Origin of the sequence: Xylanimonas sp. McL0601, from assembly GCF_049852175.1 — a bacterium.
Taxonomy (GTDB): Bacteria; Actinomycetota; Actinomycetes; order Actinomycetales; family Cellulomonadaceae; genus Xylanimonas.
The window spans coordinates 3,066,756-3,081,117 of the sequence record NZ_CP187527.1; the positions used below are offsets into that span (position 1 = coordinate 3,066,756).

Below are 14,362 nucleotides of genomic sequence, written 5' to 3' on the forward strand. Positions count from 1 at the left end.
CGATACGGCCGCTTCGGGCTGTGACCTCGGTGACAGGTGCCGGGTGCGCTCAGAGGTACAGGCCGGTTGCGCCCGCCGCCTCGTCCTTCTGGCTGACGCCGTGCACGTCGCGCTCGCGCAGCAACACGTAGTCGGTGCCGCCGACCTCGACCTCGGCGCGCTCCTCCGGGTCGAACAGCACGCGGTCCCCGACGGAGACCTGCCGCACGTGCTCGCCCTTGGCGACGACGACGGCCCACGCGAGCCGCTTGGGCCCCACCGCCGTCGCCGGGATCACGAGGCCCGCGGAGGACTGCCGCTCGGACGCGTCCACCTCGGGCTGCACGAGCAGCCGGTCGAACAGCATGCGGATCGGGATGCTCGGGGTGCCGTTCGTCGTCGAGGGCTGGGGTGCGGTGGTGCTCACCGGGCCAACGGTAGACGAATGCCGTTGGCGACCCCGCCCTGGCTCGGCCAGGATCGCGCCATGACCGATGCTGAGGTGGCGCTCGTGGGCGGCAACGTCAACGCCGTCGTGCGCGCGGGCGACACGGTGCGCCGCACCGCGGGCCCCTGGACGCCCACGATCCAGGCGCTGCTGGCATGGGTGCGCGCGCACGGCGTCGACGGGGTGCCGACTCCCCTGGGCCTCGACGCGCAGGGACGCGAGGTGCTCACGTACCTGCCGGGCGTCGTCGGCCAGGGGCCGGAGGGCGGCTGGGTGTGGCCGCCGTCGGTGCTGCGCGACGCCGCGCGCCTGCTGCGCGCGTGGCACGACGCGTCGGCCGGCTTCCCGCGCGACGGTGCCGTGTGGCGACTGCCCGCGCACGAGCCAGACGAGGTCGTCTGCCTCAACGACGTCGCGCCCTACAACATGGTCGGCGGGGACGGCGGGCTGGTCGGGTTCATCGACGTCGACATGGCCTCGCCCGGGCCGCGCGTGCGGGACCTCGCGTACCTGGCGTACCGGCTGTGCCCGTTCGCGGAGGACGCTTCCGCCCCGGCGGGCATCCACCCGTCGCAGCGGCTCGACGATCTCGTGGCGGCCTACGGCGCCGAGGACGGCCCGACGGCGGACGCCGTCCTGGCGGCGATCCCGCCGCGCCTGCGCGAGCTCGCGGAATGGACGGAGGCGCACGCGGCATCGACGGGCCGCGCGGACCTGCGGGACCACGCGGCGATGTACCGCCGCGACGCGACCCGCCTGGCCGCGCGGTAGAGACCGCGCACCGCCGGCCGGTCAGGCACGCGGTCTAGGCTCGGGGACAGTCCCGCCCGCCCTCACCGAGGAGCTCCCGTGCCCCGTCTCGCCGCCGGCGTCGCCGCCCCCGACTTCACCCTCCCCGCCGCCGACGGCAGCGAGTTCTCCCTCGCCGCCGCCCTCGCCGAGCCGGGCCGCCGCGGCGTCGTCGTGTACTTCTACCCGGCCGCGATGACGCCCGGCTGCACGACGGAGGCGTGCGACTTCCGGGACTCGCTGGCCTCGCTGCAGGGCGCGGGCTATGCGGTCGTCGGCGTCTCGCCCGACGGCGTGGACAAGCTCGCGAAGTTCGTGGAGCGGGACCAGCTGACGTTCCCGCTCGTGTCCGACGCCGACCACGCCGTCGCCGACGCCTACGGCGCCTGGGGCGTGCGCAAGCTCTACGGCAAGGACGTCACGGGGATCATCCGCTCGACGGCGGTCGTCGCGCCGGACGGCACGGTCGCCGTCGCGCAGTACAACGTCAAGGCGACCGGCCACGTGGCGCGGCTGCGCAAGGTGCTGGGGATCGACTGAACTCAGCCTAGGGGCGCGATCGAGAACAGCTCCCGTTCGCCGGCTCGAAACGCGGCCGCGACGGCGATGACCGTATCGACAATCGATGCGGTCGTCTACGCTGCGTCTCTCGAACGAGAGCATTTGGCAAGAGACTCGATAGGCTGGGCACGCGCGAGTGGCGGAATTGGCTTACGCGGTCGGTTTAGGTCCGGCTGCCTTCGGGCATGCGGGTTCGAGTCCCGTCTCGCGCACCGCATACGACGAACCGTTCGTGGGTTCGGGTTCGGTTCGACGGATCGATCCGTCGAACCGAACCCGAACCCACGAACGGTTCATCAGCGGCGGCGCCCAGCGCCCGCCTCACGCCTCCTGCGGCGCCTGCTCCGCGATCGCCTTGTGGACCTCGGCCATGTCCAGCCCCTTCACGGCGTCCACGACCTGCTGGAGCGCCGGTGCCGGCAGCGCGCCCGCTTGGTTGAACACGAGCACACCCTCACGGAACGCCATCAGCGTGGGGATCGCGGTAATGCCGGCGACGGCGGCGATGCGCTGCTGGGCCTCGGTGTCCAGCTTCGCGTGCACGACCTCGGGGTTGGTCTCCGACGACTTCTCGAAGATCGGCGCGAACTGGCGACACGGGCCGCACCAGGCGGCCCAGAAGTCCACCAGCACGATGTCGTTGTCGGTGACGGTCTGCTGGAAGGTGTCGTCGGTGAGCTCGACGGTAGCCATGGGGTTCCTCTCCTCGGTACGCCACGGCAAGCGCGGCGCGGACGTCAAGTATTCCCGACGGCCCGTGCTCGGCGCCCGGCGCGAGGCGCCGAGCGCACCCTGCGTGATTTGATCGCTCTGTGACCGCCTCCGCTGAGCTCCCGCCCCCGCCTGACGACTGGGAGCCCGAGGTTCCACGCCCCTCCGGCTGGCTGACGCCGGAGGATCTCGCCGTCGTGCGGGCGCAGCTCCCGCTGGTGTACGTCGACGCCGTGCCCGTGCGGGTCGACGAGTCGGGCGACGTCGTCTCGGTGGGGCTGCTGCTGCGCATGGGCGCGCGGGGGCTGACGCGCTCGCTCGTCTCGGGCAGGGTGCTCTACCACGAGCGGGTCCGCGACTCCCTGCTGCGGCACATCGAGAAGGACCTCGGCCCGGTCGCGCTGCCGCAGGTGCCGTCGTCGCCGCAGCCGTTCACCGTCGCCGAGTACTTCCCCACGCCGGGCATCACGGCGTTCCACGACCCGCGCCACCACGCGGTCTCGCTCGCCTACGTCGTCCCGGTCACGGGCGACTGCCGCCCGCAGCAGGACGCGCTGGACATCGACTGGCTCACGCCCGAGGAGGCGTGCAGCGACACGATCCAGGCCGAGTTCGTCAACGGCCAGGGCACCCTCGTCAGGCAGGCGATGGCCTGGGTGGGCCGGCTCGGCTGAGCCGGGCGACGAGCCGGGAAGACACCCGAGCGAGCGCGGCTCAGCCGAGGAAGAGCGTCGGCCAGTCGGCCAGGTCGTCGCGCATGCGGCGGTCGTGCGTCGCGACGACGACGGCGGCGCTCGTCCGCGCGAGCGCCTGCGTCAGCTCGTCCACCAGGTCGATCGAGAGATGGTTGGTCGGCTCGTCGAGGATGAGCAGGTGCGGGGCCGCGACCAGAGTGCGCGCCAGCTCGAACCGCCGCCGCTGACCCGCGGACAGCTCCGAGAGCGGCCGCTCGAGGTCCTCCTCGGCGAGCAGCCCGAGCGCCGCGACGGGAACCACGCGGTCGGGGTCGAGCGCGCCGCGTGACAGCAGCGCCAGCGCCTCGTTCGCGGCGGCGTCGAAACCCGTGAGCGTCCGCGGGTCGTCCAGCCCCCGCCCCACGATGGGCGCGTTCTCCTGCCCGACGACGCCGACGCGCACGCCGTCGATCACCGTCCGCGTCCCGCGGCTCAGGGCCAGCCGGCCGGACAGGACGCCCAGCAGCGTCGACTTGCCCGTCCCGTTGGCTCCGACCACGAGCAGCCGGCCCGCGGGCGGGACCGCGACCCTGGTCCCGGGCAGGTCGAGGCGACCCTCGACCTGGGGGTTGCGCACCTCGACGAGCGGCAGGGCCGGGTCCCAGCCGGGGTCGAGCGACGGCAGGTCCGGAAGCCGGAGCTCCAGCGGCGGCACGGGCACCTCGACGGCCTGGGCCTCGAGCCGCTGGACGAGGCGGTCCGCCGCCTTGACGTGGATGCGCGCGCGGGTGGCACGGCGGTTCTTCTGCGAGCCCTTCCCCGGGCGCCATTCGTCCGAGAGGCCCTCGTAGGAGCTCGAGAGACGCTCCGCGAGCGCCTCGGCGCGCTTGCGCTCCTGCCGGTAGCGCTGCCGCCACCGCGCCAGGGCCTGCGCCTTGGCGAAGCGGTACGCGAGGTATCCCGGCTGCCCGTAGAGCGTCGGCCGCCCGTCCATCGACGGGTCGAGGTCGAGGATCGCGGTGGCGACGTCGTCGAGCAGCTGGCGGTCGTGCGTGACGAGGACGACGCCGCCACGCCAGGCGGACAGCTCGGCGGTGAGGAAGCCGATCGCCTCGTCGTCCAGGTGGTTCGTGGGCTCGTCGAGGAGGAGCAGGTCGCTCCGCTCGGCGAGCCGGCAGGCGAGCCGCACCCGGTAGCACTCCCCGACCGACAGCGTGTCGAGCCGGCGGCCGAGGTCGCGGCAGGCACCGAGGCGCGTGAGCGCGACGTCGACGCGGCGGTCCGCGTCCCACGCCTCGAGGTGCTCCGCCTGGGTGAGGATGGTCGTGAGCTCGGTGAGCGAGCCGGTCTCGTGGTCGAACTCGGCAGTGGCCCGCTCGAGCTCCGCGGCGACGGCGCGCACCTGGCCGAGCGCGGACGCGACGACGTCGCCGACCGTCTCCCCGGGGGCGATCTCGAGCTCCTGCTCGACGAGCGCGAGCGACCCGAAGCGCCGCACCTCGCCGCGCGTCGGGGCGAGCGTCCCGGCGAGCAGGTGCAGCAGGGTCGACTTGCCCGAGCCGTTCTCGCCGACGACGCCGAGGCGCACCCCGTCGCTCACGCGGACCGTGACGTCCCCGAACACCTGCGGGCCGCGCTCCCTGGGCCCCGCGACGGTCACCTCCCCGCCGGCGACCCCGACGGGCCGCAAGGTGCCGGCACCGCCGACGACGGCCCGCTCCGCCTCGGAGGCGCCGTGCGAGGCGCCGCCGGGGTAGGCGAACGTGACGTTCGAGGCGATGAGGTGCACCGGACAACCCTAAGCGGGCGGCCCCGCATACCCTGTGCCCATGACCTCCCCCGCCACCCCTGTTGTCCGCGCCGACGGGCGCGCCCCCGGCGAGCTGCGCCCCGTGAAGATCACGCGCGGCTGGCTCGACGCCGCCGAGGGGTCCGTGCTCGTCGAGTTCGGCAGCACGCGCGTGCTGTGCGCGGCCTCCTTCACCGAGGGTGTGCCGCGCTGGAAGAAGGGCTCGGGCGAGGGCTGGGTCACGGCCGAGTACGCGATGCTTCCCCGCGCCACCAGCACGCGCTCGGACCGCGAGTCGGTCAAGGGCCGCGTCGGCGGGCGCACGCACGAGATCTCGCGCCTGATCGGGCGCTCGCTGCGCGCGATCATCGACGTCGGCGCGCTGGGCGAGAACACGATCGTGCTCGACTGCGACGTGCTCCAGGCCGACGGCGGCACCCGCACCGCCGCCATCACGGGCGCGTACGTGGCGCTCGCCGACGCGATCGCGTGGGGCCGCCGGCACGGCCACGTCACGGGCGGCAAGCAGGTGCTCACCGACTCGGTGAGCGCGGTGAGCGTGGGGATCATCGACGGCGTCCCGATGCTCGACCTGCCGTACGTCGAGGACGTGCGCGCCGACACCGACATGAACGTCGTCGTCACGGGCTCGGGGACGTTCGTCGAGGTGCAGGGCACCGCCGAGCACGCCCCGTTCGACCGCGACGAGCTGAACGTGCTCCTGGACCTCGCGGTCGCGGGCAACGGGCAGCTCGCGGAGCTGCAGCGCGCGGCGCTCGCGGAGGAGCTGGTCCGGTGAGCGACGTCGTCGTGCCCGACGGCGCGCGCCTCGTCCTCGCCACGCACAACCGCAAGAAGCTCGTCGAGCTGGTCGCGATCCTCCGTTCGCAGCCGGGCCTGGACGCGCTGCCCGACGGCGCCGTCGTCACCGCGGGCGACCTCGGCGCCCCGGAGCCGGTCGAGGACGGCGTGACGTTCGAGGAGAACGCCCTGATCAAGGCTCGAGCGCTGGCCCGCACGACGGGCCTGCCCGCGGTCGCGGACGACTCGGGCCTCGCGGTCGACGTCCTGGGTGGCGCGCCTGGCATCTTCAGCGCGCGCTGGGCGGGCCGGCACGGGGACGACCAGGCCAACCTCGACCTGCTGCTCGGCCAGCTCTCCGCCATCCAGGTGCCGGAGCACCGCCGCGCGGGGTTCGTGTGCGCCGCCGCGCTGGTCACGCCCGACGGCGTCGAGGAGGTGCGCCGCGGCGAGATGCGCGGCGTGCTGGTCGAGGCCGCGCGAGGCACGAACGGCTTCGGCTACGACCCGATCCTGGTCCCGGACGGCCAGGCCCCGGCGTCGGACGGCACCCCGGGCACGCTGACGAGCGCGGAGATCACCCCGGAGGAGAAGAACGCGATCAGCCACCGCGGCCAGGCGTTCCGCGCGCTGGCGCCGGCGATCGCGAAGGCGCTCGCCTAGCGCCCGGCCGGCGCGAGGCGCACGAGGGCCTGTGCCTGCGGAAGAGCTAGGCAGACCCCGGGCGGCGTATGCGTGCCAGCAGGCGCCAGCCCAGAAGCGTCACGCCCAGGAAGAGCGTCGTGACGATCAGGAAGCCGCGGGCAAAGCCCGCGTCCGGGATCAGCAGGCCGCGGAGCACCACGCCCACCACCACGGTGACCAGCCAGACGACCACGCCCGTCGGCCACAGCCGCGCCGGGGAGCGCCACGCGCGCGTCACGGCCCAGCCCTCCGCGAGAGCCACGAGGAACGTCGCCGTGAGCGCGACGATGTGCCCCGCCCCGCGGGAAGCCGAGTCGTGGGCCCCCGCGCCGAACAGCAGGAACACCAGCACGACGGACAGGTCGTACGCCGCCGCACGCGCCACCAAGCCCGCGCTCGCCGGCGCGAGGCCGCGGCCTGCGCTCTTCGATGGCTTGCCCATCACACCTCCTGAACGCCGTCGGGCAGGGCCAGCTCGACCGGCCCGTCGTACTCTGCGCGCGCCTCCGCGAGCGCCACCTCGGGGTCGGTCCACGACGGCAGGTGCGTGAGCACCATGCGCGCCGCCCCGGCCTCCGCCGCCACGCGGCCCGCGCGCCCGCCGGTGAGGTGGATGCCCGGCTCGACGACGTCGTCGCGCCCCTGGACGAACGCGGCCTCAGCGAGCAGCAGGTCGGCCCCGCGCGACACCTCGACGACGCTCTCGCAGTAGTCCGTGTCCCCGGTGTAGGTGAGCACCACGCGCTCGCCGCGGCGCAGCGACGACGGCCCGGTGATCCGCAGCCCGTAGGCCTCGACGGGGTGGAACACCTGCCGCGGCGTGATCTCCAGCGGCCCGACTCGCAGGGTGACGGCGTCGGCGAGCGTGCGGAAGTCGAAGATCCCGTCCATCGTCTCGCCGGGGTGCAGCCCGTACATCTGCCCGGCCCGCTCGGCGACGTCCGCCGGCCCGTACACCGGCAGGTGCGGCAGCACGCCGCTGCGCATCGCCCCGCGCTCGGGGTGGTACTTGAGGTGCACGAACAGCCCGGACAGGTCCGCGCAGTGGTCGGGGTGCAGGTGAGTGAGCACGACCGCGTCCAGGTCGTGGGGTGCCACGTGCCGCTGCACGTACCCGAGCCCGCCGTTGCCGAGGTCGACGACGACGTCCCAGTCGCGCACCTCGACGTCGGGCGGCACGACGCCGGACGCGACGCCTGCGGCGACGACGTCCGCCGGGACCTGCACCAGGTAAGTCGAGGCGGGCGAGTCCGGCCGCGGCGCCGACCCCGCGACGCCGAGCGTGCGCAGCCTCATGGGACCGCCTCGACGAGCCGCACCTCGGGGCCGAGGAACCGGCGGGCGAGGTGCTCGAACGACTCGGTGTCCCCGGTGGCGAAGAACCGGTGCTGCGGTTCGCCGGCGTCGGGCGAGCGCTCCAGGCCGCGCGCGACCAGCACGCGGTAGACGTCCTTCGCCGTCTCCTCGGCGCTCGAGACGAGCGTGACGTCCTCGCCCATGACGTAGGAGATCGCGCCCGCGAGCAACGGGTAGTGGGTGCAGCCCAGCACCAGCGTGTCGACGCCTGCGTCCCGCACCGGGTCGAGGTAACGGTGGGCCGCGGCGAGGATCTCCGGCCCCGACGTGATGCCCTTCTCGACCAGCGGCACGAAGTCGGGGCACGCCCTCGTGGTGATGGTCAGCCCGGGCGTGACGTGGAACGCGTCCTCGTAGGCGCGGGAGTCGATCGTCGCCTTGGTGCCGATGACGCCGATGCGGCCGCTGCGCGACGTGACGACGGCACGGCGCGCGGCCGGGCGGATCACCTCGATGACCGGGATGCCTCGCCGCACCTCGTAGCGCTCGCGCGCGTCCGGGAGCGCTACGGCGGCCGCCGAGTTGCAGGCGATGACCAGCATCTTCACGCCCTCGTCGACGAGCTGGTCCATCACCGCGAGCGCCATCGCTCGCACGGCGGCGAGCGGCTTGGGCCCGTAGGGGGCGTTCGCGGTGTCGCCGATGTACAGCACCTGCTCGTGGGGCAGCTGATCGAGGATCGAGCGCGCGACGGTCAGGCCGCCCACGCCGCTGTCGAAGACCCCGATGGGAGCGTCAGTCACGGGGGGCAGCCTATCCGCGCCTCCCGCGCAGGTCGTCGAGCATGGCCGTCACGAGCGACTCCTGGGCAAAGCCTGCCGCGACGAACACGCCGCCCCAGTAGCGGCGCACCTCGGCGTCCAGCCCGCGGGCCGGGTCCGCGACCACGACGTCGGCGAGCACCTCGTCGTGCATCACCTCGACGTCGTCGTCCGTCTCCAGGCCCAGCCGCTGCGCGACGACGAGGCGCACGTCGGTGAGCGCGGCCGCGACCGTGCGGGCGGCGTCGTGCCCGACGGTGACGACGGCGCGCTCGCCCGACTCCTCCCAGTCGTCGTCGGTGTCGAGGTAGTCGTCCTGCCCGCCGTCGAGCAGGTCGGCGAAGCTCTCGAGCCCGCGCACCTTGGCCGCGGCGATGTCCGTCTGGGTGAGGTGACGGAACTCGGTCGAGACGGCGTCGTCGTCCCGGGACGCGTCGGGCAGCAGGCGGCGCGCGGCCGGGTCGTCGGGCACGCGCTCCGTCCCGGTGGTCTGCGTGGTCGCCCAGAGCGCGCCCGCGGGATCGTCCTCGTCGCGCTCGGGCAGGCCGGCCTGGTCGCGCAGCATCGCAGCGACCTCGCGCGCGATGCCGGCCAGCACCCGCCGCTCGGCCTCTTCCCAGAACGCCTCGTAGCCGACGGGGGTGGCCCTGAAGGGAGTCACGCGCGGTCCCCCTCGGAGGACCGCTGCATCGTGGCCCACAGCCCGAACCCGTGCATGGCCTGCACGTCAACCTCCATGCGCTCGCGGGGCCCCGTGGAGACGACGGCGCGGCCCTCGCGGTGCACCTGCAGCATCAGCGTGCGGGCGCGCTTGGGCGGGTAGCCGAAGTAGCTCTCGAACACGTACGTCACGTACGTCATGAGGTTGACCGGGTCGTTCCAGACGATGGTGATCCAGGGGTCGGCGAGCGAGGCCACGGCGTCGGTCGCGGATTCCTCCGCGGTGCGCGCGTCGGGTCGTGCCGTCGTCAGAGTCACGGAGACCAGCGTACGGATGGTGCTCGGCCAGCGCCGCACCCAGGCGCCGGGTGTATTTGGAAGGATCCTGTCGTAATGTGGTCCCGCAGCGCCGCGCATCTCGCGTGACACGCTCATCCGACACGCTCCACCCAACCCTTGGGAGCACCGCCATGGCGTCCGAGACAGCCCGCCCCACCGCCGCCGTCGTCCTTGCGGCCGGCCACGACGACCTCTCCCGGGCGCTGCTCACGCACCCGCTCGGCGACTCGACCGTCGTCGAGGCGGCGGTCCGCACGGTCGCCCGCGTCGTCGCGCCCGAGCGCGTGGTCGTCGTCGTCGCGGCCGGGGACACCGCGGTGCGCGAGGCCCTGGGCGACGGGTACGTGTACGTCGAGCAGGCGGAGCCACGCGGCACGGGCGACGCCGTGCTCGCCGCGCGCGACGCCGTCAAGGCGCTCGGCGCCGAGCGCGTGCTGGTCGCCTACGCCGACACCCCGCTGCTGCGCCCGGACTCGCTGCTCGGCCTGCTGCACCGGTTCACGCTCAAGGACGCCGACCTGACGATCCTCACCGCCGTCGTCGACGACGTCACCGCCTACGGCGAGTACGGCGAGGTCGTGCGCGAGGCGACGTCGTCGGGCCAGGCGCCCATCATCGAGATCCGCGACCGCGCCGAGCGCCGCGCGCCGCGCGCGGGCCGCGCGGAGCTCAACGTCGGCGCCTACGCCGCCGCGCCGGGCCTGCTCTTCGGCGAGCTCGAGGCGATGGCCGCCGACGGCGAGCACCGGCTCACCGAGCTGGCGCGCCGCATCATCGGCCGCGGCCGCTCGATCCACTCGTACCAGATCTACGACACCACCGAGGTGCGCGGCATCAACACCCCGGAGCAGCTCGCGCTGGCCGCCGACATCGTGCTGGCCCGCCTGTTCCGTCCGGTGAAGAACACCGACACCCAGATCGTCTTCGGCACCGGCGGGTGGCGCGCGCTCATCGGCGAGGGCTACACGCTCGCCAACGTGCGCCGGCTGTGCCAGGCCATCGCCAACGAGGTGACGCGCAAGGGGGTCGAGCACCAGGGCGTGGTCATCGGCGGCGACCGCCGCTTCCTGTCGCGCGAGTCGGCCGAGGCGGCCGCCGAGGTGTTCGCCGGCAACAACATCCCGGTCACGCTGCTGCGCGACGACGTCCCCACCCCGCTGGTCACCTTCGCGGCCCCGCACCTGGGGGCCGCCTACGGCGTCATCATCACCTCGAGCCACAACCCGCCCCAGTGGAACGGCATGAAGGTGTTCCGGAGCGACGGCTCGCTCCCCCTCGACGACGAGACCAACAGGTACCAGGACGAGGCCAACGCCCTGAACGTGACGGACGTCGTGACGCTCGACCTCGCGCGGGCGCGCGAGGCGGGCGTCGTCGTCGACGCCGAGCTCGACGAGCCGTACATCGACGCGATCGAGAAGATCATCGACGTCGACGCGGTGCGCGGCTCGGGCCTGCGGGTCATCGTGGACGCGATGTACGGCACCAGCCAGAGCACGCTCGGCACGATCCTCACGGACATGCGCGTGCGGGCCGAGTTCATCCACGCGCAGCACAACCCGCTGTTCGGCGGCATCGCCCCCGCGCCCGACCTGCAGCGCCTGTCCACGCTCATCGGCCTCATCAAGGCCGGCGACGGCCGCTACAGCCTGGGCATGGCCACCGACGGCGACTCCGATCGCATCGGCATCGTGGACGAGCAGGGCGAGTACGTCGACGCGAACGACCTGCTGCTGCTCCTGTACTGGTACCTGCACGAGGTGCGCGGCGAGCGCGGCGGAGTCGTGCGCAACCTCGCCACGACGCACCTGCTGGACCGCCTGGCGGCCCACTTCGGCGAGGAGTCGCGCGAGGTGCGGGTGGGCTTCAAGCACGTGACTGCTGGCATGGAGGAGATCGACGCCGTGATGGGCGGCGAGTCCTCGGGCGGCCTCACCGTGCGCGGCTGGATCCTCGGCAAAGACGGCATCTTCGCCTGCGCCCTGGTCGCCGAGATGCTGGCCCGCACCGGCAAGACCATCTCGGAGCTGCGCGAGCAGATCTGGGAGGTCACCGGGCGCCTCTACCTGGCGGACGCCGACTGGCCCGCCACCCCCGAGATGCGCGTCGAGGTGCCGCGACGGCTCGCGGCCGAGCCGCTCACCCACCTGGGTTCGTACCCCGTGGCGAGCGTGTCGCACCTCGACGGCACCAAGATCGTGCTCGACGACGGAGCGTGGGCGCTGCTGCGCTTCTCCGGGACCGAGCCCGTGCTCCGCATGGTGGCGGAGGCCGGCTCGCCCGAGAAGGCGCGCGAGCTGCTCGACTGGCTGAAGGGATTCGTGACCGCATGAGATACGGCAGGTTCGACGACGGTGCGCATGAGTACGTGGTCGAGCGCCCCGACGTCCCCGTCTCGTGGACCAACTACCTGGGCACCAAGGACTTCTGCACGGTCGTCGCCCACCACGGCGGCGGCTACTCGTACTACAAGTCCGCCCAGACGGGCCGCATCACGCGGTTCCGGCAGAACGGCGTGCCGCTCGACCGGCCCGGCAAGTACGTGTACCTGCGCGACGACGACGCGAACGACTTCTGGTCGGTCTCCTGGCAGCCGGTGGGCAAGCCGTTCCTGACGGAACCTGGCGCGGCCGTGCCCGAGGACGGCTCGGCCGGCCGCTGGACCAGCGCGCACGGCACGGGCTACACGCGGTTCGAGTCGTCGTACCGCGGGATCGACGCGTCGCAGACGGTGTTCGTCCCGCTCGAGGACGACCTCGAGGTGTGGGACGTGCGGCTCACCAACACGACGTCGTCGCCGCGGTCGCTCACCGTGACCGGGTACGTGGAGTTCTCGTTCCACACCATCACCGTCGACAACCAGAACCTGCAGATGTCGCTGTACTCGCAGGGTGCCTCGTACGAGGACGGGGTTATCGAGGTCGACGCGTACTACGAGCCGTGGACGTTCCACTACTTCACCTCGGCGGCACCGGGGGGCGCGGACCCCGACTCGTTCGACGCGATGCGGGACTCGTTCGTCGGCTCCTACCGCGACGAGCGCAACCCGCTCGCCGTGTCGGTCGGCCAGGGCTCGGCCTCGCAGGGCACGACGCAGAACCACTGCGGTGCCCTGATGCACCGCATCACGCTCGCGCCGGGCGAGTCCGCCCGGCTCACGTACCTGCTCGGCTACGGCTCCCGGCAAGACTCGGGCCTGCCGATGCGCGCCAAGTACTCCGACCCGGCCGTCGTCGACCGCGAGTACGCCGCGCTGGTCGACTACTGGCGCAAGAAGCAGGCGCGACTTCGGGTGAGCACCCCGCACGCCGGCATGAACTCCATGCTCAACACCTGGACGCTGCTCCAGGCCGAGACGTGCGTGGTCTGGTCCCGGTTCGCCTCGTTCGTCGAGGTGGGCGGACGTACTGGCCTGGGCTACCGCGACACGGCCCAGGACTGCATGAGCGTCATCCACTCCAACCCGTCCAAGTCGCGCCAGCGCATCGTGGAGCTGCTGCGCGCCCAGACCGAGGCCGGCTACGGCCTGCACCTGTTCGACCCGGCCGACTTCGACCCGGACGCGCCGAAGCTGCCGGACATCCCGTCGCCGACGATCGTGCCGCGCGGCGACCGGTCGTCGCTCATCCACGGGCTCGAGGACACGTGCTCGGACGACCACCTGTGGCTGGTGCCGACCATCTGCGAGTACGTCAAGGAGACGGGCGACGTCGGCTTCCTCTCCCAGGAGTTCACCTACGCCGAGGGCTCGAGCGGCACGGTCTGGGAGCACCTCGAGCGGGCGCTCGACTTCACCTCGCAGCAGGTCGGGGCCAACGGCGTGGCGCTGGGCCTGCGGGCCGACTGGAACGACGGCATCAACCTGGGCGGCGGCGAGACCGCGCTGGTGACGTTCCTGCACGCGTGGGCGATCCGCGCGTATCTGGAGCTCGCGGCGCCGCTGGGCCGCACGGACGCCGTCGAGCGGTACGAGGCCGAGCTGGCGCGGCTGGCCGACGTCGCCGACAAGGAGCTGTGGGACGGGCGGTGGTGGCGCCGCGGCATCACGCGCGACGGCGTCCTCATCGGCTCGGACCAGAACACCGAGGGCCGGATCTTCCTCGAGCACCAGGCATGGCCCGTCATCGGCGGCATCACCACGCGCGAGCGCGGCATCGCGTCCATGGACGCCGTCCACGAGCTGCTCGCCAGCGAGTACGGCAACCACCTCAACTGGCCGGCGTTCACGCAGGTGGACGACACCGTCGGGTTCCTCACGCGCGTGTACCCCGGCATCAAGGAGAACGCCGCGATCTTCTCCCACCCCAACGCCTGGCCGATCATCGCCGAGGCGCTGCTGGGCCGCGGCGAGCAGGCGATGGCGTTCTACGACTCGATCCTGCCTTCCCGCCAGAACGACAACATCGAGGTGCGCGAGGCCGAGCCGTACGCGTACGTCCAGTTCATCTACGGGCGCGACCACGAGCGGTTCGGGCTCGCGCAGAACCCGTGGCTGACCGGGTCGTCGGGCTGGATGTACACGGCGGCGACCAAGTACATCCTCGGCGTGCGGCCGGGGCTCGACGGGCTCGTGATCGACCCCGCGATCCCGAAGGACTGGGACGGGTTCGAGGTGCGCCGCGAGTGGCGCGGTGCCGTCTACGACATCACCGTGCGCAACCCCGAGCACGTGGAGCACGGGGTCGGGCGGATCACCGTCGACGGTGTCGAGCTGGCCTCCGGCACGACGGCGGTGCCGGTCGCGGAGCCCGGCACGACCGTGACGGTCGAGGTCACGCTCGGCTGAGGGTCCGCATGCGCCCGGCGCCGC

Annotated in this window: 15 protein-coding genes and 1 tRNA gene; 8 read left to right on the plus strand and 8 right to left on the minus strand. The window is 73.0% G+C overall.

The genetic code is table 11. The annotated features are described in order from the left end of the window. Positions 1-49: 49 nt before the first annotated feature. Positions 50-406, minus strand: coding sequence for a GroES family chaperonin (locus tag ACO4JP_RS14220; RefSeq protein ID WP_425954633.1), 357 nt, complete (start codon positions 404-406; stop codon positions 50-52). A 60-nt stretch (positions 407-466) separates the two neighbouring features. Here ACO4JP_RS14220 and ACO4JP_RS14225 point away from each other — a divergent pair, with 60 nt between their 5' ends. From ACO4JP_RS14225 to ACO4JP_RS14235, 3 genes are all read left to right on the plus strand, one after another. After that, positions 467-1,198, plus strand: coding sequence for a phosphotransferase (locus ACO4JP_RS14225; RefSeq protein WP_425954634.1), 732 nt, complete (start codon positions 467-469; stop codon positions 1,196-1,198). A 78-nt stretch (positions 1,199-1,276) separates the two neighbouring features. Beyond that, entirely contained in the window at positions 1,277-1,756 is a 480-nt protein-coding gene (locus ACO4JP_RS14230) for a peroxiredoxin (protein ID WP_425954635.1), read from the plus strand. A gap of 151 nt (positions 1,757-1,907) precedes the next feature. Next, positions 1,908-1,989, plus strand: a tRNA-Leu gene (locus tag ACO4JP_RS14235). A 109-nt stretch (positions 1,990-2,098) separates the two neighbouring features. Here ACO4JP_RS14235 and trxA read toward each other — a convergent pair. Beyond that, positions 2,099-2,470, minus strand: coding sequence for a thioredoxin (gene trxA, locus ACO4JP_RS14240; RefSeq protein ID WP_425954636.1), 372 nt, complete (start codon positions 2,468-2,470; stop codon positions 2,099-2,101). A 119-nt stretch (positions 2,471-2,589) separates the two neighbouring features. Here trxA and ACO4JP_RS14245 point away from each other — a divergent pair, with 119 nt between their 5' ends. After that, positions 2,590-3,162, plus strand: a complete 573-nt coding sequence (locus tag ACO4JP_RS14245; protein WP_425954637.1) for an NUDIX hydrolase family protein — start codon at positions 2,590-2,592, stop codon at positions 3,160-3,162. A gap of 40 nt (positions 3,163-3,202) precedes the next feature. On the opposite strand, the gene ACO4JP_RS14250 is transcribed toward ACO4JP_RS14245, so the two are convergent. Next, the gene (locus ACO4JP_RS14250; RefSeq protein WP_425957121.1) at positions 3,203-4,822 is read right to left on the minus strand and encodes an ABC-F family ATP-binding cassette domain-containing protein; all 1,620 of its coding nucleotides are present in this window, start codon (positions 4,820-4,822) and stop codon (positions 3,203-3,205) included. 169 nt (positions 4,823-4,991) lie between these two features. Between ACO4JP_RS14250 and rph the strand changes: the two genes are divergently transcribed. Next, positions 4,992-5,750 (plus strand): ribonuclease PH, encoded by a 759-nt coding sequence (gene rph, locus ACO4JP_RS14255; RefSeq protein ID WP_425954638.1) that lies wholly within the window; start codon positions 4,992-4,994, stop codon positions 5,748-5,750. Then, positions 5,747-6,415 (plus strand): RdgB/HAM1 family non-canonical purine NTP pyrophosphatase, encoded by a 669-nt coding sequence (gene rdgB, locus ACO4JP_RS14260; RefSeq protein ID WP_425954639.1) that lies wholly within the window; start codon positions 5,747-5,749, stop codon positions 6,413-6,415. The genes rph and rdgB overlap by 4 nt, the downstream gene beginning before the upstream one ends. A 46-nt stretch (positions 6,416-6,461) precedes the next feature. Here the strand turns inward: rdgB and ACO4JP_RS14265 are convergent, their stop codons facing one another. From ACO4JP_RS14265 to clpS, 5 genes are read right to left on the minus strand one after another with little or no spacing between them, the layout of a single operon-like run. Next, positions 6,462-6,878 (minus strand): DUF3054 family protein, encoded by a 417-nt coding sequence (locus ACO4JP_RS14265; RefSeq protein ID WP_425954640.1) that lies wholly within the window; start codon positions 6,876-6,878, stop codon positions 6,462-6,464. Further along, on the minus strand, positions 6,878-7,732 hold the full coding sequence (locus ACO4JP_RS14270; protein ID WP_425954641.1) for an MBL fold metallo-hydrolase: 855 nt from the start codon (positions 7,730-7,732) through the stop codon (positions 6,878-6,880). The genes ACO4JP_RS14265 and ACO4JP_RS14270 overlap by 1 nt, the downstream gene beginning before the upstream one ends. Next, entirely contained in the window at positions 7,729-8,535 is an 807-nt protein-coding gene (gene murI, locus ACO4JP_RS14275) for a glutamate racemase (RefSeq protein ID WP_425954642.1), read from the minus strand. Before murI ends, ACO4JP_RS14270 begins: the two co-directional genes overlap by 4 nt. Before the next feature lie 10 nt (positions 8,536-8,545). After that, positions 8,546-9,214, minus strand: a complete 669-nt coding sequence (locus tag ACO4JP_RS14280) for a DUF2017 family protein (protein WP_425954643.1) — start codon at positions 9,212-9,214, stop codon at positions 8,546-8,548. Beyond that, complete coding sequence (gene clpS, locus ACO4JP_RS14285; protein WP_425954644.1) at positions 9,211-9,531, minus strand: ATP-dependent Clp protease adapter ClpS; 321 nt, start codon at positions 9,529-9,531, stop codon at positions 9,211-9,213. Before clpS ends, ACO4JP_RS14280 begins: the two co-directional genes overlap by 4 nt. 152 nt (positions 9,532-9,683) lie before the next feature. Between clpS and ACO4JP_RS14290 the strand changes: the two genes are divergently transcribed. Together ACO4JP_RS14290 and ACO4JP_RS14295 are read left to right on the plus strand one after the other, a co-directional pair. Next, positions 9,684-11,885, plus strand: coding sequence for an NTP transferase domain-containing protein (locus tag ACO4JP_RS14290; protein WP_425954645.1), 2,202 nt, complete (start codon positions 9,684-9,686; stop codon positions 11,883-11,885). After that, on the plus strand, positions 11,882-14,338 hold the full coding sequence (locus tag ACO4JP_RS14295) for a GH36-type glycosyl hydrolase domain-containing protein (RefSeq protein WP_425954646.1): 2,457 nt from the start codon (positions 11,882-11,884) through the stop codon (positions 14,336-14,338). The genes ACO4JP_RS14290 and ACO4JP_RS14295 overlap by 4 nt, the downstream gene beginning before the upstream one ends. Positions 14,339-14,362: the final 24 nt, after the last annotated feature.